The following is a 21733-nucleotide window of genomic DNA, read 5'->3' as shown; positions in this document are numbered from 1 at the left end:
ATGAGTCGCCTGACCGTTTACCGCGATGATGCTCCAGACACGATCCTGCTGGACGTCACCACACCCGGCGAGATTGCGGAGACCCTGCGTCCCCACAACATCCGCTTCGACCGCTGGTCGGCACCCGTCACACCGGCCCCTGACGCCCCGGCGGAAGAGGTTCTGAAGGCTTATCGCCCCTATCTCGACACGCTGATGGGCGAGACGGGCGCGGGCAGTGCGGATGTGGTGCGGATCAACGCATCCACGCCGAATCTTGCGGAAATTCGGAAAAAATTCCTCTCCGAACACACCCACAGCGAAGACGAAGTCCGCTTCTTCGTACACGGGCAGGGGGCTTTCGTTCTGCATATCCGCGGGCGCGTCTATTCCGTCCTGTGCACCCAAGGAGATCTGATCTCCGTCCCAGCCGGAATCCCCCACTGGTTCGATGCCGGTCAGAACCCGGACGTGGTGGCCCTGCGTGTCTTCACCGACACGACCGGCTGGATCGCGCAATATACCGGCGATGACATTGCCAACCGCTTCCCCGCTGAAGTTCCCTGAAAGTCCCCCATGATCCGTCTCGTCCTGCTTGATATCGAGGGCACAACCCTGCCGATCTCTTTCGTGCGGGACGTCATGTTCCCCTATGCTGCAAAAGCCCTTCCGGCCCTGATGCAGGACCATACGAACCCGACGGTCGCGGCGGCGCGGGCGGATATCGTCATGGAATATCCGGGACAGGACCCGCTGAAAGTCTGTCAGGACTGGATGAAGGCGGACGTGAAGGCAGCCCCCCTCAAGACGCTGCAGGGCCTGACCTGGCGTCAGGGGTTCGAGGACGGCACCCTTCAGGCCGATCTGTACCCGGATGTCCCGCCCGCCTTGAAGGCATGGTCGAAAGGCGGGCTGCGTCTGGCCGTCTATTCCTCCGGCTCCATCCCGTCGCAGAAACTGCTCTACGGCTATACGGCACAGGGCGATCTGACGCCTCTGTTCGAAGACTTCTTCGATCTTTCGACCGGCGGGAAAAAAGACGCCGAATCCTACGAAAAGATTACCGCCGCCGTCGGCCTGCCCGCAGACGACATCCTGTTTCTGTCCGATATCGGCGCGGAACTGGACGCCGCCCGGACGGCGGGCATGAGCGTCTGCCAGCTCGTTCGCGAACAGGACGGCACCGTCCCACATTCGGGTGTCGCACAAGCGCCAGACCTGACCTCGGTCTCCAGCCAGTTCGGCCTGCCCGTCGCATGATCCTGCACACGGATTGGCGCAATATCCCGGCCTCCGCCCGCAATACGGTGGCGGCACTCGGTAACTTCGATGGCGTGCATCGCGGCCATGTCCACCTTCTCGACACATTGCGGATGGCACGTCCCGATCATCCGCTGTCGGTCGTCACGTTTGACCCGCACCCCCGCACGCTGTTCCGCCCGCAGGACCCGCCGTTCCGCCTGATGCTGCCGGATGTCCGCGCCGCAGCCCTCGGTGGACAGGGCGTGGAACATGTCTTCCAGATTCCGTTCGACGCGGAGTTCTCCCGTCTGAGCGCCGACCGGTTTGTGAACGATGTTCTCGTGAAGGGCCTCGGCGTGACGCATGTGGCCTGTGGTGCGGATTTCGCATTCGGCCACCGTCGTCACGGCAATATCGATCGCCTCGAGGCTCTTCTCGTGCCTCATGGAATCGGTCTGACCATCGTGCCTCAGCTTGTCGATGACGGCGGCCCGATTTCCTCCAGCCGCATCCGTCGCCTGTTGCAGGAAGGCTATCCAGAGCGCGCCGCTGAAGAACTGGGCCGTCCCTGGAGCATCACCGGCCCCGTCATGCACGGAGATCAGCGCGGGCGTCTTCTCGGCTTCCCGACAGCCAATATTCCCCTGACCCAGCATCTCGAACCCGCGCGTGGCGTCTACGCCGCCCGCGTTACGCTGCCTGATGGCCGGGTGATCCCTGGCGTTGCCAATATCGGCCGACGGCCCACGATCAATGACGGTCGGGAAAGCCGTCTTGAAGTCCATCTCTTCGATTTCAACGAAGATCTGTACGGCCAGATCCTCAGCGTCGCCCTGATCGCGCTGCTGCGTGAGGAAAAGCGTTTCTCCGGTCTGGACGAACTCAAAGCCCAGATTGCCTCCGATGCCGCGCAGGCCCGTTCCATTCTGGCCAACTGAGCCTTCTTCTCAATCACCTGAACCTCGGCGGACTGCGGCCCTTCTTCGATTTCGGAGGAGGGCTTTTTTGTGCTGTATGACATTGTGTGTCATTTCGGTCACTTCTCCAAAGAGAGAATGAGAATCCTTCGCATTTTTGCAGAATGTGTATTGAGAATAATTCTCAATAAATCTTTAAGGGCAGCATCAGTTTTCGTTTGCAGGATCGTGATCCGATGTCGTCCAGAATACCTCGCCCTCCTCTGGGCTCGCTCTCTCTGGCCGCTGGTCTGACGCTCGTCTGTAGCGCAGCCCATGCCCAGCAGACTGATGCCCGGCATCATCACAAAGCCCGCCGTCAGTCCGTTTCCAAAAATACCGCACTCCCTCCGCAGGCCGCTAAATCCGCAGCCCCGAAGAGCGCAACACCCGCTCCGAAAACAGCTGATAACAGCATCAGCGCCGCCCCCGGTGAGGACGAGCATCTTCAGGTGGTGGGCTCGCCCATGAACATCCTGCACGAGACCATGGGTCTGAGCCGGGTGCCGGAAGATGCGCTGCATACGCCGCAGACGATCAACATCGTCCCCCAGCTTCTGATGCAGCAGCAGAACGTCAAATCCCTCGACGAAGCCCTGCGCAACGTGCCGGGCATCACAGCCTCTGTCGGTGAGGGCGAGGGTGGCATGGCGGGCGACCAGTTCCTCATCCGCGGCTTTCAGGCCCAGAACGACATCTACGAAAACGGCCTGCGCGATTTCGGCGTTTATACCCGTGACAGCTTCGATTACGACCATGTCTCGGTCATCAAGGGACCGTCTTCCGAAGTCTTCGGCAATGGCACGACGGGCGGCGCCATCAACATCACCACCAAGGTCGCCCATCTCGGTGACAGCTATGGCGGCAGCTTCTCGGGAGGCGCCGCTGATTATTATCGCGGCACGCTCGATTTCAACAAACAGATCGGGGATTCCACGGCCATCCGCATCACCGGCATGGGTAACGAGAACAACACGGTCGGCCGCGACAACGTCTATTCGCACCGCTGGGGTCTCGCACCGTCGATTGCGTTCGGTCTGGGCAAACGCACAACGTTTACGCTGGAATATTTCCATCAGACGGACAACCGCGTGCCGGATTATGGCGTACCGGTCGGGACAAAGCCGGGCACCCGCATTGCAAAGCCTCTGACGGAATACGGCCTGAACCGCAACAACTGGTATGGCACCACCTACGATCAGGATGCTTCGAATGTGGACATGCTGACAGGCCGTCTGAAATTCGACCTGAACAAGCATATCACGCTGTATGACGACCTGCGTGGCGGCATGTACAGCCGGTATTTCTCCGCCTCACAGCCCGGCTGCGATACAACCTGCGTGGCCAATTATTTCAACAATCCCGAGGCCGCGACCGTAAACCGACGGGGCCATCTGGGCGGCCCCGAACCCTATCAGCAGGACGACTGGTCCGTGCAGAACGTCTTTTCGGGCGTTGCAAAGTTCTCCACAGGCAGTATCCGCCATCAGATTATCGCAGGCGTCGACGTTGCGCATATCTATGACCGGCGCACCAACTACGCCTATAATTTCAATGGTCAGAATGGCACACGTGCAGACAAAACAAGCCTGACCAATCCTTCCGCCACACAGCCCGGCCTGCTGCTCGGCACGCTTGGCCAGTATAGCGGCACACTCGTCAACATTCCCGGTGTCGGCCGTGCGCTCTACAAGACGGGCGATGCCACCGATGTCGGCGCGTTCTTCTCCGAACAGGTCTGGCTTCTGCCCGAGTTCTCGATCCGTGGCGGTTTCCGCTGGGATCACTGGAACAGCCATTATTCGGCCAATGGCGGGATGGTCGGCGCAGGCGTGGCCTACGGACAGCAGCAGGACACGTTCAATCCGACCGTCAGCCTGATGTACACGCCGACCAGCGATCTCATGGTCTATTTCAACTGGGCGCAGTCCACCACGCCGCTCGGCCTGTATGTGACGAACAGCTCCGAACCCCTGAAATCCTCAACGCAGGGTTTCAGCCCCGAGCGCAGCAGCCTGTACGAACTGGGCGCGAAGTATAACGCCTTCCACGGCCGCATGGGCTTTACGGCTTCCGTGTTCCGTCTGGAGAAGGGCAATGCCCTCATGACCGATCCTTCGACGGGAGATGTGTCGTCCTCCAGCGATCGCCAGCGAAATCAGGGTGTCGAACTGAGCGTCTCGGGCGAGATCCTGAAGAACTGGACGATGATCGGCACCTACGCCTATTACGACGCCACGACCGTCTGGTCCCAGACGGCGGCCGATCTCGGCAAGCGCATCCAGTACGCCCCGAAAAACTCGGCCACCATCTGGTCCACCTACACGATCGCGCCCAATCGCCCGTGGAACGTCACGTTCGGCGGTGGCCTGACATGGCGTGATGGCGTCTATCTGAACGCTGCCAATACGGGCCGCGTGCCCGCGACAATGGAGTGGGATGCCGTTGTCTCTCATAATTTCGGCAAGCGCTGGCGCGTGGCCATGAACGGCTACAACCTCGACAACCGTCTGAATTACAGCAACCTGTTCAGCGACCGCGCCACCCCGTCCGTCGGCCGCTCTTTCCTCTTCAATCTTTCGGCAAATTACTGAGCCGAAACAGTCTTGCCTGAGGGGGCAATTCCCATCTCCTTCAGGCGTTCGCGGACCCGCTCCAGCAGGTCCGCGTCGCCTTTTGGTCCCAGCGCCGTGAGCTTCTGGTCCATCGCCAGCAGGATGTCGGACGTCGCATCCACAACAGCCTTGCGCCACCAGCCCAGCGCCTCTTGGGTGTTCCCGGCATCCACGAGAGCCGTCGCGTAATTATGCTGCCCCCGGTAATCGCCGCCCTCGGCCGATTTTCGGTACCAGTCCAGCGCCGCCACCCGGTCCTGCGGCACAACCCAGCCTTCTTCCAGAAACCTTGCATAGAGGTTCATGGATTTCGCATGACCATGACCGGCGGCCGTGCGGAACAGGTCCAGCGCCTGCGCCAGATCCGCCTCCATGCCGATCCCGCGCATGGTGAGGATGCCCAGATTATACCGGCCCCATTCGTCGCCCGCAGCAGAGGCGGCGGCGTAACAGTGTGCCGCCTGTTGCAGATCCTTCTCGCAACCCCAGCCGAACTGGAAGCACCGGCCGCGCATGTTGTGCCCCGGCCCGAACCCGGCACTGGCCGCGATCGTGAACCACTCCAGCGCACCCGCCGGATCGCGCGGAACATGCACGCTGTCCAGAAGCACCTGCCCCCATTGCACGATCTGAAGATGCTGCCCCTTCAGTGCACCTTGCCGGATCTCTTCGATCTGCGGCGGCAGGGCCGGGGCCTCAGGACGACGGGGACGGGTTTTACGGCCCAGAAATTTCTGAACGATCCGCTTCATCAGAGCGCCGGCACGACCTGCTGGACCGTGAATCCGTCTTTTCGCAGAAGGGCGGGCAATCCCTGCGGTCCTGCCATATGCAGAGACCCAACCGCCACAAACAGCGAGGTTCCGCTTTCATGGATTTTCGCAATTTTCGCGGCCATGCCGACATTTCGCTCGTCCAGAAGCCGGGACATGAAGCGTCGTTCCTGCGCGGTGTTCAGGCAGTCGCACCAGTCACGGTAAGCGTCTAACCGCTTTATGTCACTGGAGGCCCACATTTCCGCAAGTCGCCGGTTTTCGGCCTGCGTCTTGCCTGATGACACGCCTTTGATGATGTCGTCGATGAACGCATCTTCCTCCGCCTGTTCCGGCCCGATCAGCAGATCGCGCTGCATCTGCACCGTCTCCAGCCCGATCAGCGGTTTTTTCAGACTGCCTGCCATGCCCTGAAGCACCGCATCCACGGCATAATCCGGATAATATCCGTCCCCACGTGCCGAAAGCGCCTCGACCCCGGCGGCCTCTACGCCCACAGCAACATGCGCGAACGCTGCGCTCGGCACGCATTGCTGATCCATGAGCGCGTCTACCTTCGCCTTGCGTCCGGACTGCACGAGATGTGCCCAGCGCGCCGCATCTTCGGGCTGACGCAGGCTGGTCGCGGTATCGGGGGCGTTCAGATCAAGCTCCAGCGCGACCTCACTGCTGTGCAGGATCGCAGCCCGTGTCAGCGGACCGGGCATCAGCCAGTCCTGTTTCGCCACATGGAGCGTCCCGTACAGCCAGGATGAATGGCCGTCTTTCGTCACTTTCCACAAAAAGCCCCGGTCCGGAGCAGTCCTGAACATCTGCCCCATCAGGGTCTTGTCCGGCACGCTCGCCGCCACCGGACAACGGGGCGCCTGCGCGAAGGTCCCGCTCGTCGCACAGAAACCCAGAACAAGCACGGCAACAGACTGAAAGAGATGGCGTTTACGCACGGATCTGCCTTCTGAAAAAAGCCTCATATCTCCCATCATCCGTTACTCCCGCCGCCCCCGCAACCCGCTCCGCTCACGAGCCTCGTGCAAGCCTGCTCTGCAACCCGGACTTGACCGGATTGGCCCGCGATCTCCATATGGTCCCTACTTTTGTGTGAATGACCGAAACTGGCCCGTCCCTGATGTCCAACAGCCCTTCCGACAAGACCCCCGATCCTTCTGCCGCCGCGTTCAAGGAACAGCAGGATCGCTACCGCGACACCGTGTTCCTCCCCCGCACCGGCTTTCCGATGCGTGGCGGCCTGCCCAAGCGCGAGCCCGAGACGCTCGCCCGCTGGGCTGAGACGGGACTGGACGATCGGATACGTGAAGCCGGGAAGGGACGTCCCGTCTTCACGCTGCATGACGGCCCGCCCTACGCCAACGGTCACATTCATATCGGACACGCCCTGAACAAGGTGATGAAGGACGTGGTTAACCGCGCCCATCGCATGTCAGGCTACGAGGTCCGATATCTTCCGGGCTGGGACTGTCACGGCCTGCCGATTGAATGGCGGATCGAGGAGCAGTATCGCAAGGCCGGCAAGGATAAGGATCAGGTGCCGCTGCTCCAGTTCCGTGCCGAGTGCCGCCAGTACGCTGCCGAATGGGTCCAGAAACAGGCTGAAGACTTCAAGCGCATCGGCGTGCAGGCCGAATGGGCCAATCGCTATGTGACGATGGACTTCAGCTCCGAAGCCAAGATCGTCGATGAAATCGGCAAGTTCCTGCTCAACGGCAGCCTCTATCGCGGCCTGCGCCCCGTCATGTGGAGCCCGGTCGAGAAGACCGCCCTGGCTGAAGCCGAAATCGAATATCACGACATCGACTCCACCACGATTTTTGTGGCCTTCCCGGTCATCAAGGACCCGACACCCGCCCATGCCCTGAGCGGCGTCTCCGCCGTCATCTGGACGACCACGCCCTGGACCATCCCGGCCAACCGCGCGCTCGCTTATGGCCCGGATATCACCTATGTCGTCTTGCGGATCGACGAGACGAACGAAAACAGCATCGTCCCCCAAGGCGCAAAGCTGCTGGTAGCCGAAGACCGTGTGGAAGCGTTCTGTACGGAAGCGGGCATCATCGCCCATCACACGCTCTACACCCTTCCGGGCACGGCCCTCGAAGGCGCGGTCTGCGCCCATCCGCTGCGTGGCCGTGGTTATGAATATGACGTGCCGATGCTGCCGGGCGAGTTCGTCACGACCGATGCCGGTACGGGCCTCGTCCACATGGCGCCGTCGCATGGTCAGGACGACTTTGCACTCTGCCGCCAGTACGGCATCGAAGTCCCCGAACTGGTGGAAGACGACGGTCGTTACGCGCCGTGGGTTCCACATCTGGCCGGCATTCACGTCTTCAAGGCCGCCGATCCGGTCTGCGACCTGCTGACAGAAGCCCGCCAGTCCGCCGAACATGATGACGCCCCCGCCACCGGCCTCATGGCCCGTGGCTCGGTCCGTCACTCCTACCCGCATTCCTGGCGCTCCAGAGCCCCAATCATTTTCCGCGCCACCCCGCAATGGTTCATCGCGATGGATGGCGAGACGAAGCTGCGCGAAAAATCCCTGAGCGCGCTGGACAACGTCACCTTCGTCCCTGAAGCGGCCCGCCGTCGCCTCACATCGATGATCGAACAGCGTCCGGACTGGTGCATCTCCCGCCAGCGCGCCTGGGGCGTGCCGATCGCGGTCTTCGTTGAGAAGCGCACCGGCGAGGTCCTGCGCGATGCTGCCGTCATGCAGCGTATCGTCGACGCCTTCCGCGAGAAGGGGGCCGATGTGTGGTATGAAGCCGACCCGGCCGTGTTCCTCGGCGCCGACCGCAATCCCGCCGATTACGAACAGGTCTTCGACATCGTGGACGTCTGGTTCGAAAGCGGTTCGTCCCATCGCTTCGATCTGGGGCAGGAGGGGCTGAACTTCCCCGCCGACGTCTATCTTGAAGGCTCCGACCAGCATCGCGGCTGGTTCCAGTCCTCCCTGCTGGAAAGCGTCGGCACAATGGGCGTTGCGCCTTACAAGGCGCTCGTGACCAACGGCTTCGTCATGGACGAGCAGGGCCGCAAGATGTCCAAGTCGCTGGGCAATGTCGTGGCCCCGTCTGACGTGACCGACAGCTTGGGCGCGGACATCCTGCGTCTGTGGGTTCTGAATTCCGACACGAACGAAGACCTTCGCATCGGGCAGGAAATCCTCAAGCAGCAGGGCGAGCTTTACCGCCGCCTGCGCAACACGCTGCGCTGGCTCCTTGGTGCGCTCGATGGCTTCACGCCTGAAGAGGCTGTGCCTTATGCCGATCTGCCGCCGTTGGAGCAGTATATCCTGCACCGCCTGTCCGAACTGCGCGGCCTGATTTCCAGCGCGGTCGAAACGCATCAGTGGGTCGGTGTCTATCCGGCGCTGCACGGGTTCTGCACCACCGATCTCTCGGCGTTCTATTTCGACATCCGCAAGGACGCGATCTATTGCGACGCCAAATCCGATCCGACGCGCCGCGCGGCCCGCACGGTTCTGGATGTCCTGCACCGGGCGCTCTGCACCTGGCTGGCCCCTGTTCTCGTCTTTACGGCGGAAGAAGCCTGGCAGGCCCGTTTCGGCGAAAACGACAGCGTGCATCTCGCGCAGTTCTTCGAGCCGGATGCGGAGTGGAACGACCCCGAACTCGGCAACCGCTGGGAAGACATCCGCGCCTATCGTCGCCTTGTCACGACCGAGTTGGAAACGGCCCGCCGTGACGGCACGATCGGTTCTTCGCTCGAAGCCAGCGTTACGCTGCCGCTGTCGCAGGAAGAAGCCGGAATTCTGGGTGGTCTAGACTGGGCCGAACTTCTCATCACGTCCCATGCCGAAACCGAGCTGCTGCCGGGCGACACGGCCCATGGCGGCCCGCAGGTCGAGCGTGCGCCGGGCCATAAATGCGCCCGCTGCTGGAAAGTCCTGCCGGAAGTCGGGGAAGACGCCGAACATCCAGCCCTGTGCCGCCGCTGCATCGATGTGGTGAGCGCCTGATGTCCCTGTGGCATGACGGTATGAGCCGTACGGGGCGCATGGTTCTGGGCTTCGCTCTGCTGGTTCTGGTTCTCGTTCTGGATCAGGCCAGCAAGGACTGGATCCTGTATACCTACCACCTGCCGGATCGTGGTTCGGTCGAGATCCTGCCGTTCCTGAACTTCACGATGGTCTGGAACCATGCCGTGACCTTCGGTATGTTCGGCGGCCTCGGCAGCCGGGGGCCGTGGATTTTCTGCGCGATCTCGCTGATCGCGGTGGGGCTTCTGGTCTGGACCCTGACCCGCACGAAACGTACGCTGGTTGCTGCGTCCTGTGGTGCGATCGCAGGCGGGGCCATCGGCAATGTCATCGACCGCCTGCGCTATGGCGCGGTCGTGGATTTCCTGCACGCCCATGCGTTCGGCTGGTCATGGTATGTCTTCAACGTCGCGGATTCCGGGATCGTCTGTGGCGTGGCCGTCTGGCTGATCGACTCCCTTCTTGCCGAACGTCAGGCTGCCAGAGCTTCGAACGCGAAGTGATGCACAGCCGGAACTTTTTCTCACGCCCCGCTCCGGCCTTGCTCCCGCGCCGCGTGAACTGTAGGAGTGTTCCAATCATGATCGCGTCCCAGGGGCCCTCCATGCGCCGTAACCGTCTTTTCGTTGCCCGTCTCAGTGTTCAGATGGGTGCCATGGCTTCCGTCGGCCTGCTGCTTTCGGGCTGCACGGGCGCCGATGTCTCCCGCGCGATCGGCCTCGAACGGGCCATGCCCGACGAGTACACCGTCACAACCCGCGCCCCGCTCTCCATGCCGCCTTCGGAGCAGATGCAGCTCCCCGGCGCCGCGGACGCCCATCGCCCGGACGAAAGCCCGCGCATGCAGGCGCTCGAAACGCTCTCGCCGGACACGGCCCTGCATCCGGATTCCGGCAAGGGTAGCACCGGCCAGACCGCACTGGTCGGACAGGTGGACAAGTCCGCCAATGCGCCGAACAATGCCGAACTCGGTACGGCCGATGCCGGTTTTGTGGACAATCTGATGTTCTGGAAAGGTGGCAATGCCGGGTCCGTCGTCGATGGTGACGGCGAAAACCGTCGCATCCGCGAGAACTCGGCTCTGGGCCGCAACCCTGCAACGGGCGCCACCCCGACGGTCCGCAAGAAGAAAGCTTTCCTAGGCGTTCTGTAATTCTGCCAGTCCCGACCGCTCCCACACCAGCCTGTTGATCGGCTGGAAGGGACGGTCCCGTCTGCCGTCCGGCTGTTGCCCGGACGATGAGGAGGCATCGTGACCGAGGCCCCGTCCTTTCCCCGCCCCACGATCCGTCGCCTGTCCGGCCACGTCATTGACCTGATCGCAGCGGGCGAGGTCATCGAACGTCCTGCCGCTGCGCTCAAGGAACTGGTTGAAAACGCCATTGATGCTGGTGCGACACGTATCGTGGTCGCGCTGCGTGCAGGCGGAACGGACCGGATTGACGTTACCGACAATGGCTGCGGCATGAACCCGGCCGAGCTGGAACTGGCGGTCGAGCGGCATTGCACGTCCAAACTTCAGGACGACCATCTCGTCCAGATCCGCACGCTCGGGTTCCGGGGCGAGGCGCTGCCCTCCATCGGCGCCAGCGCACGGCTTTCCATCACGTCCCGGACGCCGGAGTCCGATACCGCCTGGTGCATCCGCGTGGATGGCGGCGTCATTACCCTGCCACAGCCCGCTTCCGGCCCAATCGGTACGCGCATCGTCGTAACAGACCTGTTCTTCGCCACTCCGGCGCGGCGCAAGTTTCTCAAGAGCGCACGCGTCGAGAGTGGTCATGCCGAATCCGTTATGCGGCGGCTGGCTTTGTCCGCGCCTCATTGCGCCATGCGTGTGCTGCTGGACGACAAGGTTCTGTTCGACCTGCCCGAACAGAGTCCGATCAGCCGTGCGGCCTCTATCCTCGATACCACGCCCGATACGCTGATCCCGCTCGACGAACAGCGCGGGGCCGTGCGTCTGTCGGGTTTTGCCTGTGGTCCGGCCCGGACCCGCGCCACCGGATCGGGCCAGTTCATTTTGGTCAACAACCGCCCTGTAACCGACCCGATGCTGCGGACAGCCATTCGCGTGGCCTATCGTCCCGTCATTGAGCGCGGCCGTTTCCCGGTCATGGCGCTGCATCTGAAAGTGCCGCTGGAACGGCTGGACGTGAACGTTCATCCCGCCAAGACGGAACTGCGTTTCGCCGACGAAGCCGAAATCCGCTCCCTTGTCATCGGTGGTCTGGGCCGGGCGCTCGGGCATGGCTCGAAGGGCGGAGGTGGCATTCATGCGAGTTTCGCCCCGCGGCCTTCCATCGTCTATCCGCCGCGCCCGCCGGAACCCCGTGAGGCTGTGACGTCGCTTCCGTTACAGACCACTCTGCCCACGGCCTCAGCGCCCCAAACCCCGCAAGCCGCCTCTCGTCAGGGCTTCGCGGAAACGGACCCGGCTTTCGCTCCTGCCGCCCGTGCCCCGCAGCAGCCCGAGGCACTCGATCCGGCGTTCCCGCTCGGCGCGTCCATCGCGCAGGTCTTTGACACATACATTCTCGCGCTCGCACCCGATGGCGACCTGATTCTCGTGGACCAGCATGCGGCCCATGAACGCCTGACCCATGAGCGCCTGCGCGAACAATATGCGAGCGGCGGCACTCTGCGTGCGCAGGCCCTGCTCCTGCCCGAAGTGGTAGACCTGCCTCGCCGCGAGGCCGAAGCCCTCATGGCGCGGGCGGAAGATCTTGCCAAACTCGGGATCGACCTTGAATCCTTCGGCCCCGGCAGCGTGCTGTTACGGTCGGTTCCGGCCCTTCTGGGCGCGCAGGATATTCAGGGTCTTCTGAAGGACGTTGCCGACGAACTGGCCAGTGATCCGGATCTGGACGCTGCCAGTACGGGAAGTTTCGCGCATCATCTGGACGCCATTCTGGCGCGCATGGCCTGTCATGGCAGTATCCGTGCAGGTCGTCGTCTCAAGCCCGAAGAAATGGACGCCCTGCTGCGAGAGATGGAACGTACCCCTCGTGCCAATACCTGCTCTCATGGGCGGCCCACATGGCTCAGACTGACGCGGCGTGAACTTGAACGTCTTTTTGGGCGCGTTAAATAACACGCAGGGTTGAAGAGTGGTTTCTTGCAGCCCCATGTTAGGACCAGCGGCGATCACTTTGCCGGCAGGAAAGACAACAGAATGTCAGCGTCACTACAAGGCAGTTCGGAGGCAACTGATGCCTCGCTTATCCACTCCCTCCGCGCCATTCTTGGCGCGCGACATGTCCTGACGACACCCGCCGCGACCTATCGCTTCCGCAAGGGATTCCGTTTCGGCATGGGAGACGTGGTGGCGGTGCTTCAGCCGGGCAGCCTTGTTGAACTGTGGCGTGCCGCGAAGCTCTGTGCCGAGTCCGGCCGGATCATTATCATGCAGGCCGCCAATACGGGCCTGACGGGCGGCTCTACCCCTGACGGCAACGACTACGACCGTGGCGTGGTCATCATCAGCACGAACCGTCTGGACGGTATCCACCTGATCGGCGAGGGCAGGCAGGTCGTGTGTCTGCCCGGCTCCACCCTGCACGATCTGGAAGACAAACTTGCCGCCATCGGCCGCGAACCACATTCCGTGATCGGCTCGTCCTGTATCGGTGCCTCGGTTCTGGGTGGTGTCAGCAACAATTCCGGCGGTGCGCTGGTCCAGCGTGGCCCAGCCTTCACCGAAATGGCGCTGTTCGGCCAGATGGGCCCGGACGGCAAGCTGCATCTCGTCAACCATCTGGGTATTCGTCTGGAGGGCAATCCGGAGCAGATCCTCGCCGCCGTACAGGCAGGACAGCTTCCCGAAGCCGCCATCGACTGGAACGCCGGACGTGGTCACGACGAGAACTATGCCACCCATGTCCGGGACGTGGACGCCGACACGCCCGCCCGCTTCAATGCCGATCCCAACCGGTGGTATGAAGCCGCGGGATGCGCGGGTAAGCTGGTCGTATTCGCGGTCCGTCTGGACACGTTCGAGGCGAATAAAAATCCGGCCGTGTTCTATATCGGAACGAACAGCACGTCCGATCTCGAAGACCTCCGCCGTCATGCCCTGACCCATTTTGACGAACTGCCGATCGCGGGTGAGTACCTGCACCGCGATGCGTTCGATATTGCCGAGAAATACGGCAAGGACACGTTTGCGGTCATCCGCTATTTCGGCACGAAATACCTGCCGAAATTCTTCTCGATGAAGTCCCGCTTCGACGTTTTCGCGCAGAAACTGCCGTTCCTGTCCGATCATTTCAGCGATCTGGCGATGCAGGTCCTCAGCCGCTTTCTGCCGAAGCAGCTCCCCAAGCGCATGTGCGACTACCGCGACCGTTTCGAGCACCACCTCATGCTCAAGGTCTCGGCTCCCATGACCGCGCCCGTTCGGGCCTATCTGGAACAGTGGGCCTCAAGCACGGGCGGGGCTTTCTTCGAATGTACGCCCGAAGAAGGCAAGCTCGCCTTCCTGCACCGCTTTGCCGCGGCCGGTGCTGCCGTGCGGTATCGCGCAATCCATACGAAAACCGCCGAAGACATCGTGGCGCTCGATGTCGCCCTGCGCCGCAATGATCGTGAGTGGTTCGAGGTTCTGCCGAAGGAGATCGAGGACAAGATCATCGTCAAACTCTATTACGGCCATTTCTTCTGCCACGTGATGCACCAGGATTACGTGATCAAAAAGGGCTACAACGCCATGCAGGTGGAGCATGACATGCTCCCCGGACTGGACGCCCGTGGCGCGCGCTATCCGGCGGAACATAATGTCGGGCATCTCTACAAGGCGCAGGACGAGATGGTCGCCCATTACCGCAGCCTCGATCCGTGCAACTGCTTCAATCCGGGCATTGGCCTTGCGACAAAGACCCGCAACTGGGTTGCCGAGAGCGTCTGACGCTCCCGGTTCTGTTGCGGCCCAGTTTTTTTCAGAATGCGGCGGTCAGGTTCATGTTGAAAGACCGCCCCAGTCCCGGCAACGGCCCCAGAACACCCGTAGCGTCGTAATCCCCCAGTGAGAGGCCGCCGAGCGGCAGGTAGTAGCGCTGGTTCAGCACGTTCGCGAGTTCGGCATTGAGCGTAAAATACCGCCAGCGATAGCTCCCCCCAAGCCCCAGCAGCGCATAGCCGGGCGTGCGGGGCTCGTTGCGCAACCAGTCCACGGTGTCCTTGGATTTTACGAGCGTCACCTCGACGCGGCCTGTCCAGTTCTCATAGGTCTCGTGCAGCCCGATCAGGCCGTTCGCAGGCATCTGGTGATACAGCCCCGAATGCGTGACCAGATCCACACCGCGCACCCAGTTGATGTTCCCGACCAACTCGCCACGGCCATAGGTTGTCCTGTCCCACAGGCGCACGGAGCCTGAGGCGTTGATGCCATAACTCTGGGCGTTGTGATTGACGAACCCCAGCATCGACAGGCCGTTGGAGAAGCTGCTCAACCGCCGGACGTTAATGTAGTTGTGCGTGTACGTATAAAACGGCTGAATTTTCAGATCCCAGCGTTGGGTCGGGTTCGGATCATGCCAGTCCACCGTGACACTGGCCGTATTCGCGACCTCGGGCGACAGGTTCAGGTTCCCCACATAACCGTTGCCATCGCCAAACCAGCCGATCATCCGCGTCGCCATGCTTCCCATGCCCCAAGCATAACGCTCATACAGGTTTGGCGAGCGCGTCTTGCGGGCATAACCCCCTTCGATGGACAGGCTGTCCATCGGCTTCCAGCGGCCCGTCGCAGTCACGTCGAAATTGACGTCCGTGCGCCCGCGTGACGCCTGATTGAACCGTTCCGCCGCCATCGCATCGGCCATAGACATCATGCCGGTCCAGGAATAGGGCGCGACTTTTCCCGTATTCATCATCACCAGATCGTTGCGAAATCCAAGCTGTGTGGAAAAACGGGGTAGCCACTGCGCGTCCCATTCCGCGAAATGTCCCAACCGATCCCGATGACCGTTATTGATGTTGTGATAGGTGCCCGGCCCCATCATCATGCTGCCCTGAAGCGGCGGCCACCAGTCGTTCAGTCCATTATGGTCGAAGGAGCTGCCCAGTTTGAGCGTGTGCTTCAGCCCGAGCGGAATGGTCGCCTTGATCGCATAGGTCGCCGTCCGCGCATCCGTGTTCATCGGCATGCCTGTGGTCGCGCTGTGACCGCCCTTGTCCGAGAGCATGTCCATGACATGCGTCACCCGCTGCCACGAGCCACGGACATCGAGCGTGCCCCAGTTGAAGTCGCCTTTGTACTTGCCGTTCACGAAGGTGGAGCGGTTGTTCGTCATGTCCATGTACTGGTTGGGAAAGCCCTCATAGGGAATATCCTGCTGACCGAAGGTCAGGGCCAGAAGATGGTTGGCCTTCTTCACGCCCAGCGTCACGGCATGATTGAAGCTCAGATAGTCCGTGGACCGCACGCGCTGCCCGTTCCCACCGGCCTGATAATCGCTGGCGTGGGAATAGGACGCGGTATAACGCAGGCTGAACATGTCATTGGCGACCGTCAGGGACCCCGAAGCCCCCGAACCGCCGCCATTGCTGCGATAATCGCCCCGCACATGCCCAGTCACGAGGATATCGCCCGTTTTGGCAAAGAGCGGGTCCTTGCGCTCGATCTCGACAGTCCCGCCGATGCTGTCTCCGCCCAGACTCACGGGTGTGATCCCTGCAATCGCCACGGCGCGCGAGACGCTGTCCGGATCGACATAGGACATGGCGGGATTCATATGATTCGGACAGGCGGCATCAATCCGCATTCCGTCCACGAGCGTCGCCACCCGGTCGTCGGCCATGCCGTTCAGGACGGGCAAGGCAGAGACGCCGCCTGCGGAATAGGTGCTGTAACCGAGCGCATGGTCCAGAAGATGCGCCGTATCCGCGCTGGTCGTCTGCGGTTGGTGTACGCCGATGACACGCAACTGTTCGGCCTTGGTAGATTCGACGGAGTCCGGCTGAGACAGAACGTCCTGTGCGGACGCCCCTGAAAAGGCGGTCAGGGTAAAGAAAATCGCCGTCAGGCACGGGTGCGCATAACCTGCGCCCGCGCGGGCACTGTAAAGGGGGAGCATGATTCACATCCTCGACTGATCTGAAATCCAGTCACGGCGGATCACGCCCCACGGCTGCCTCGAAAAAGACAGACCGCCGGCACCTTCGTCCTCCGCCATGACCACAATGAGGTTCAGACGAGGCGAGGCGGCCCTCGGGACGGGGGAAGCAGACGCCAGACTACGGGCGGCGCGCGTGGCGCACCGGGTGTCTGTCGGATCTGACGCCCTATGGTTCCACAGGCTGGCAGTACGGGCAGGCTGGCAAGGATGACTGCCAGAAGCTGCAACAGCGGACAGAGTGGGCAGGTGCCGTCATGCGAGTGGTGATGATGCTGATGTCCGGCAGTCATGCCGTGCATCGATCCGGACATGTGTTCCGTCATCATCATGGGGGACGGTGCAATGTCGATCCCCGTCAGGCGCTCGATCGTCGCCCGGGGGCTTTCTTCAGGATAGGAACATCCCTGAAGAACAAGCTGTCCCAGAAACCCCAGAAGAACCACGGCGATGACTGCAAATGCAGGCAGACCGGACCGTCGGTTCGAAGGGGGAAAGAGGCAGGACATAACGCCCGCATCTGGCGCCGACATCCCCTGCCGGTCAAGAGAGCGGAATACGTCCCGACCCTATATTTCTGTCTGTTTTCAGCCGATTATGGATCGGTGTTGCGTCAATGCAGGGACTTTTGCCGTCCGGTCAGCACATTCCCTGCCGAGGCGGCGGCAATACACAGCACGCCCATCCAGCGCATTGCGGACAGGGCCTCATGCAGGAATACGAATCCTGAAAGAGCACCCAGCATCGGCTCCATACTCAGCAGGATGCCCAGATCGCGCGGACTCAGGCTCCGCATCGCCATCATGTCCAGAATATACGGCACTGCAGAAGACAGGACTGCCACGCTCAGCGCCGCACCACCCTGCCAAGGATGGGTCAGAACCGCTGGAATCGTCGGGATCAGACAGGGCAGCAGCAGGATGGCCGCCGTGCTCATGCCCAGGGTCGTGGCCACGGGCGCGGGGAACATCTTCCCCATCCGTGTGCCGGTCAGAATATAGACCACCCAGCCACAGCCGCTCAGCAGGGCCGCCGCCACGCCGAACAGATTGAGCGACGCCAGACCCACCGTCGGCCCCTCAGGCCGCAGCAGCAGGAACAGCCCAGCCACCACAAGCCCCGCCCAGCACAAATCCAGCCAGCGACGGGAGCCGACCAGCGCCAGCGTCAGAGGGCCAGTAAACTCAAGGGCGACGACCACGCCTAGCGGCAGCCGGACCAGCGCCACGTAAAAGCAGAAATTCATGATCGCGACAGAGGCGCCATAAGGCAGCAGCAGCTTCAGTCGCTCAACCGTCAGCGTGCCTGGCGTCGGTCGCCAGATGCACAGCAGGATAACCGCGGCCAGACAGACGCGCAGCCCCACCATGCCGGTCGGGCCGAACAGCGGAAACAGCCCCTTCGCAAGCGTTGCGCCGATCTGAAAGGAGGAAATCCCCCCGATCAGACAGCCGATGGCCTTAAGCTGGCTATCCGGTTCCGTGGCACTGGTCGGTGATGACACGCTCAGACGTCGAGTTCGTCAACGGAGCGGGCGTGTTCCTGAATGAAGCGGAAGCGTAGTTCCGGCTTGCGGCCCATCAGACTTTCCACACGCTCACTGGTTATCAGACGGTCCTCAGGCGGCGTGATGACGCGCAGAAGCGTCCGCCGGGCCGGGTCCATGGTCGTTTCCTTGAGATCCTTCACCGGCATCTCGCCCAGACCTTTGAACCGGGAAACCTCGACCTTCGCATTGGCTTTGAAATCGATTTTGATCCGCCGCAGCCGGTCCTGATCGTTCATCGCATAGACCGTCTTGGGGCCATGCGTGATGCGATAGAGCGGCGGCTGCGCCAGATGCAGATGACCCTGACGAATCAGTTCCGGCATTTCGCGGTAGAAGAACGTCATCAGCAGCGAGGCGATATGCGCCCCGTCCACGTCGGCATCCGTCATGATGATGACGCGCCCATAACGCAGACGGCTGATATCGAACGACGTCCCAATGCCGCAGCCCAGAGCCTCCGTCAGATCGCGGAGTTCCTGATTGGCCCGCATCTTGTCGTTGGTTGCGGAAGCCACGTTGAGGATCTTGCCGCGCAACGGCAGCACCGCCTGCGTTTCGCGGTCGCGCGCCTGACGGGCGGAGCCACCTGCCGATTCGCCCTCCACGAGGAACAGTTCCGTCTCGGCGGCATTTTCGCGCGTGCAGTCCGTCAGCTTGCCGGGAAGACGCAGCTTGCGTGTGGCGCTCTTGCGGGCCGTGTCCTTGACTTCACGGCGGCGCAGACGCTCTTCCGCGCGCTCCACCATGAAAGCCAGCAGGCTGTCCGCCTGTTGCGGATTGCCACCCAGCCAGTGATCCACGCGGTCGCGTAGCGCGCCCTCGACCAGCCGCGACGCTTCCTGAGAGGTCAGCTTGTCCTTGGTCTGGCCCTGAAATTGCGGGTCCCGGACGAAAACAGACAGCTTGGCGGCGACAGACCCCAGAACATCTTCTGCCGAGATAGCCGCAGCCCGCTTGACCTTGCGCTGATCGCCCCAAGCGCGCAGCCCCTTGACCAGAGCAGAGCGGAATCCGGCTTCATGCGTGCCACCTTGAGGGGTGGGAATCGTGTTGCAGAACGAGGAAAGCGATGCTGTTCCGCTCTCCAGGAACGCCACTGCCCATTCCACGCGTCCGCCCGTGCGGCCATCGGCCGCAACCGGCAGTTCCACATCCCCTGCCCAGAGTGGCGTCAGCAGATCCGGATCGGGTCCGAGTTCCGCCGAAAGGGCGTCTTCCAGACCGTTGGGGAACTGGATGGTGGCTTCAGCCGGCGTTTCGTCGCCCGCTTTGATCAGGGAAGGTTCGCATTTCCACTGGATCGTCACCCCCCGGAATAGCGCGGCCTTGGAGCAGCACATCCGGTAGAGACGGGCAGGGGAGAAATGATGGTTACCGAAAATTTCCGGATCGGGCGTAAACCGCACCGTCGTACCGCGCCGATTGGGCGCGTTGCCAACTTCCGCCAGCGGCGCCAGCGAGACGCCGCGCACGAAGTCCTGTCGGTACAGCGTTCTGTCCCGTGCAACTTCGACTTCCAGCTTTTCGGATAGCGCATTGACGACCGAACTGCCCACGCCGTGCAGGCCGCCGGAGGTATCGTAGGCTTTACCCGAGAATTTTCCGCCCGCATGCAGGGTGGTGAAAATCACTTCAAGCGCGGATTTGTCTGGAAATTTCGGATGAGGGTCGGTCGGGATGCCGCGGCCGTTGTCGCGCACCATGAGCGTGCGCGGGCCTTCCAGCCGAACGTCGATGGTGGTGGCATGACCTGCCACCGCTTCGTCCATCGCGTTGTCGAGGATTTCGGAGGCGAGGTGATGATACGCGGTATCATCCGTGCCGCCGATATACATGCCCGGACGGCGCCGGACGGGCTCAAGCCCTTCCAGCACCTCGATGTCGTGGGCACCATATTCCGTATCGACCGGCCCCTTACGGGATGTGCCGGTCTTGGGTTTGCCTGTCTTGCCTGACTCGAACAGATCGCTCATGTCTGCGTTGTCGCCGCCCCGCTACGGAACGTCAAGCAAACGCTTCGAGGCAGGGCGACCGTCGGCTTCAGAGCAGGCTCTCAGGCGCGGTTGGCACGGCGTGTGGCAGCCTTTTTCGTCACGCCCTTGCGGGAATGGCGGTCCACGGTCGCCGGGGCTTCGCAGCTCTCGTAAGAGGCTGGCTGGGCCACGTCCTTGGCTTCAGCGTAATGGGCCAGGTCTGCAGAGCTTTCGAGAGCATTGATCTCGTCGAACATCGCTTCGCGCTGTTGGCAAAAGACCGTGCCGGATTTCAGTCCGCCGAGCGACTGGATATCGGCAAGCTGCGTGATGTAGTCGTCATGCTCGACCTGCGCGCGACGACCATAGGTCGTGCGGAAATAGCTGTTCAGACGCTCGTCTGCATTCAGCAGGGTGGGGCGGAACTTGTTGACGAAGGCGTTGTAGCGATCCTGAGCTTTGCAGGACAGCGCCGTCACCATCAGCTCGGACTTCAGTCCGGCCACATCGAAGGCTTCATGAGCCGGCGAGTTGCCGCAGTCCGCAGCGCGGGCGGACAGGGGATGAACGGCAGCAAGCGTAGCGCAGGAAAGTCCCACAGCAAGCAGGCCCTTGACGGAACGACGGAAGATCAACGGCATTGACAGACTCCACAAGACCGGATCGACCGGCCACAACCACTGGAACAGACTACCCGCGGTCGACCCCTGGCGAAAGCTGATTCTGCATCTGAGGAACGTGCGGCAAGCCCTTCATCCGAAACATGATTTCATGGCAGAAAAGGGGCGCCATGCCACTTGGAGTCAATTTATCGGCCTTACGGCACAAAATACCGTCAAAATGGCTGGAGCATCCGGATGCAGCCTTTCGCCTCGTGCCGTCCTGCTCTACATGCGAACGTCTGTCTGCTGCGGAAACGCGGCCTGTCCTGTCACGATGCGTTGGAGTTGACCGTGCGTCTGCAAGGTTCTGCCATTACCCTGGGTTCGGCATTGGCCGTATCCCTGCTTCTCTCCGGCTGTGCTCAGCAGCCGATCGTTCAGCGTTCCGTGGCTCCGAATCCTTTCGGCTACCAGCGGACCTCTGCTGTCTGCCACGTCTCTGCCGTCAAGAAGGCCGCCGATGGCACGATGAGCGTGGACATGACGGTTCGTAGTGATGACGGTCTGTGCTCCATCGCCATTCAGAAACCGCTGGGCGGCAATTATGCCTCCTTCGGTGTCAATCCTCCGCCGTCGCACGGCAAGGCCTTCCTCTACAATTATGACGGCAAGACGTACGTGGACTATACGCCCGCGACGGCTTACGCCGGAACGGATTCGTTCACGGCTGAGTTGATCCCCGGTGGCGGTCAGAAGCGCGAGCATCTGACGATCCATGCCACGGTGGATGCAACCGGTGTGGTCGTCGCAAAGCCGCCTGCTGCCGTCGCCCCTGCGCCGACCAAAGCAGTGACCAAAAAGGCGCCTGTCCGTCATACGACGCGTCGCAAGAAATAAGACCCATTCCAGTA

At 62.0% G+C, this 21733-nt stretch carries 17 protein-coding genes; 10 read left to right on the top strand and 7 right to left on the bottom strand.

All coding sequences use genetic code 11. The features are described 5' to 3' along the window. The 4 genes from HKD21_RS11000 (at position 1) to HKD21_RS10985 (ending at position 4771) form a co-directional block, all read left to right on the top strand. Entirely contained in the window at positions 1 to 546 is a 546-nt protein-coding gene (locus HKD21_RS11000; RefSeq protein ID WP_194255742.1) for a 1,2-dihydroxy-3-keto-5-methylthiopentene dioxygenase, read from the top strand. 9 nt (positions 547 to 555) lie between these two features. Further along, a complete protein-coding gene (gene mtnC, locus HKD21_RS10995) occupies positions 556 to 1239 on the top strand; it encodes an acireductone synthase (protein WP_194255741.1) in 684 nt (227 codons plus the stop codon). Continuing rightward, entirely contained in the window at positions 1236 to 2159 is a 924-nt protein-coding gene (locus HKD21_RS10990; protein ID WP_194255740.1) for a bifunctional riboflavin kinase/FAD synthetase, read from the top strand. The genes mtnC and HKD21_RS10990 overlap by 4 nt, the downstream gene beginning before the upstream one ends. Before the next feature lie 215 nt (positions 2160 to 2374). Beyond that, on the top strand, positions 2375 to 4771 hold the full coding sequence (locus tag HKD21_RS10985; protein ID WP_194255739.1) for a TonB-dependent receptor: 2397 nt from the start codon (positions 2375 to 2377) through the stop codon (positions 4769 to 4771). Here the strand turns inward: HKD21_RS10985 and HKD21_RS10980 are convergent. Both HKD21_RS10980 and HKD21_RS10975 read right to left on the bottom strand, forming a co-directional pair. After that, positions 4765 to 5544, bottom strand: coding sequence for a tetratricopeptide repeat protein (locus tag HKD21_RS10980; protein ID WP_194255738.1), 780 nt, complete (start codon positions 5542 to 5544; stop codon positions 4765 to 4767). The two genes, HKD21_RS10985 and HKD21_RS10980, sit on opposite strands and share 7 nt — an antisense overlap. After that, positions 5544 to 6509 (bottom strand): TraB/GumN family protein, encoded by a 966-nt coding sequence (locus HKD21_RS10975; protein WP_322782930.1) that lies wholly within the window; start codon positions 6507 to 6509, stop codon positions 5544 to 5546. The genes HKD21_RS10980 and HKD21_RS10975 overlap by 1 nt, the downstream gene beginning before the upstream one ends. A gap of 182 nt (positions 6510 to 6691) precedes the next feature. Between HKD21_RS10975 and ileS the strand changes: the two genes are divergently transcribed. The 5 genes from ileS to dld all read left to right on the top strand — a co-directional run bounded on the left by ileS (position 6692) and on the right by dld (position 14489). After that, the gene (gene ileS / locus HKD21_RS10970) at positions 6692 to 9562 is read left to right on the top strand and encodes an isoleucine--tRNA ligase (RefSeq protein ID WP_194255798.1); all 2871 of its coding nucleotides are present in this window, start codon (positions 6692 to 6694) and stop codon (positions 9560 to 9562) included. Next, positions 9562 to 10086, top strand: coding sequence for a signal peptidase II (gene lspA, locus HKD21_RS10965; RefSeq protein ID WP_194255736.1), 525 nt, complete (start codon positions 9562 to 9564; stop codon positions 10084 to 10086). The genes ileS and lspA overlap by 1 nt, the downstream gene beginning before the upstream one ends. A gap of 77 nt (positions 10087 to 10163) precedes the next feature. Beyond that, entirely contained in the window at positions 10164 to 10736 is a 573-nt protein-coding gene (locus HKD21_RS10960; RefSeq protein WP_194255735.1) for a DUF3035 domain-containing protein, read from the top strand. A 99-nt stretch (positions 10737 to 10835) separates the two neighbouring features. After that, a complete protein-coding gene (gene mutL, locus HKD21_RS10955) occupies positions 10836 to 12677 on the top strand; it encodes a DNA mismatch repair endonuclease MutL (protein WP_194255734.1) in 1842 nt (613 codons plus the stop codon). An 81-nt stretch (positions 12678 to 12758) separates the two neighbouring features. Beyond that, positions 12759 to 14489, top strand: coding sequence for a D-lactate dehydrogenase (gene dld / locus HKD21_RS10950; RefSeq protein ID WP_194255733.1), 1731 nt, complete (start codon positions 12759 to 12761; stop codon positions 14487 to 14489). Between the two features lie 31 nt (positions 14490 to 14520). Here dld and HKD21_RS10945 read toward each other — a convergent pair whose 3' ends face one another. The 5 genes from HKD21_RS10945 to HKD21_RS10925 form a co-directional block, all read right to left on the bottom strand. Then, positions 14521 to 16659, bottom strand: a complete 2139-nt coding sequence (locus tag HKD21_RS10945; RefSeq protein ID WP_194255732.1) for a TonB-dependent receptor — start codon at positions 16657 to 16659, stop codon at positions 14521 to 14523. Positions 16660 to 16772: 113 nt separating this feature from the next. After that, positions 16773 to 17231 (bottom strand): DUF2946 family protein, encoded by a 459-nt coding sequence (locus HKD21_RS10940; protein ID WP_228121373.1) that lies wholly within the window; start codon positions 17229 to 17231, stop codon positions 16773 to 16775. A gap of 80 nt (positions 17232 to 17311) precedes the next feature. Beyond that, positions 17312 to 18202 carry an EamA family transporter gene (locus tag HKD21_RS10935; protein WP_194255731.1) on the bottom strand — a complete coding sequence of 297 codons (891 nt, stop codon included), beginning with the start codon at positions 18200 to 18202 and terminating at the stop codon, positions 17312 to 17314. A gap of 2 nt (positions 18203 to 18204) precedes the next feature. Further along, positions 18205 to 20220: a DNA topoisomerase IV subunit B gene (gene parE, locus HKD21_RS10930; RefSeq protein WP_194255730.1), complete on the bottom strand. Its 2016-nt coding sequence runs from the start codon at positions 20218 to 20220 to the stop codon at positions 18205 to 18207. 80 nt (positions 20221 to 20300) lie between these two features. Next, positions 20301 to 20861: a hypothetical protein gene (locus tag HKD21_RS10925; RefSeq protein ID WP_194255729.1), complete on the bottom strand. Its 561-nt coding sequence runs from the start codon at positions 20859 to 20861 to the stop codon at positions 20301 to 20303. 216 nt (positions 20862 to 21077) lie between these two features. Between HKD21_RS10925 and HKD21_RS10920 the strand changes: the two genes are divergently transcribed. Further along, entirely contained in the window at positions 21078 to 21719 is a 642-nt protein-coding gene (locus HKD21_RS10920; RefSeq protein WP_228121371.1) for an Ig-like domain-containing protein, read from the top strand. The last annotated feature ends 14 nt before the right edge of the window (positions 21720 to 21733 follow it).

The organism is Gluconobacter cerevisiae (genome assembly GCF_015244675.1).
GTDB classification, from domain to species: domain Bacteria; phylum Pseudomonadota; class Alphaproteobacteria; order Acetobacterales; family Acetobacteraceae; genus Gluconobacter; species Gluconobacter cerevisiae.
Note: the sequence above shows the minus strand (reverse complement) of the source record. Positions and strands in the feature narration are given on the sequence as shown.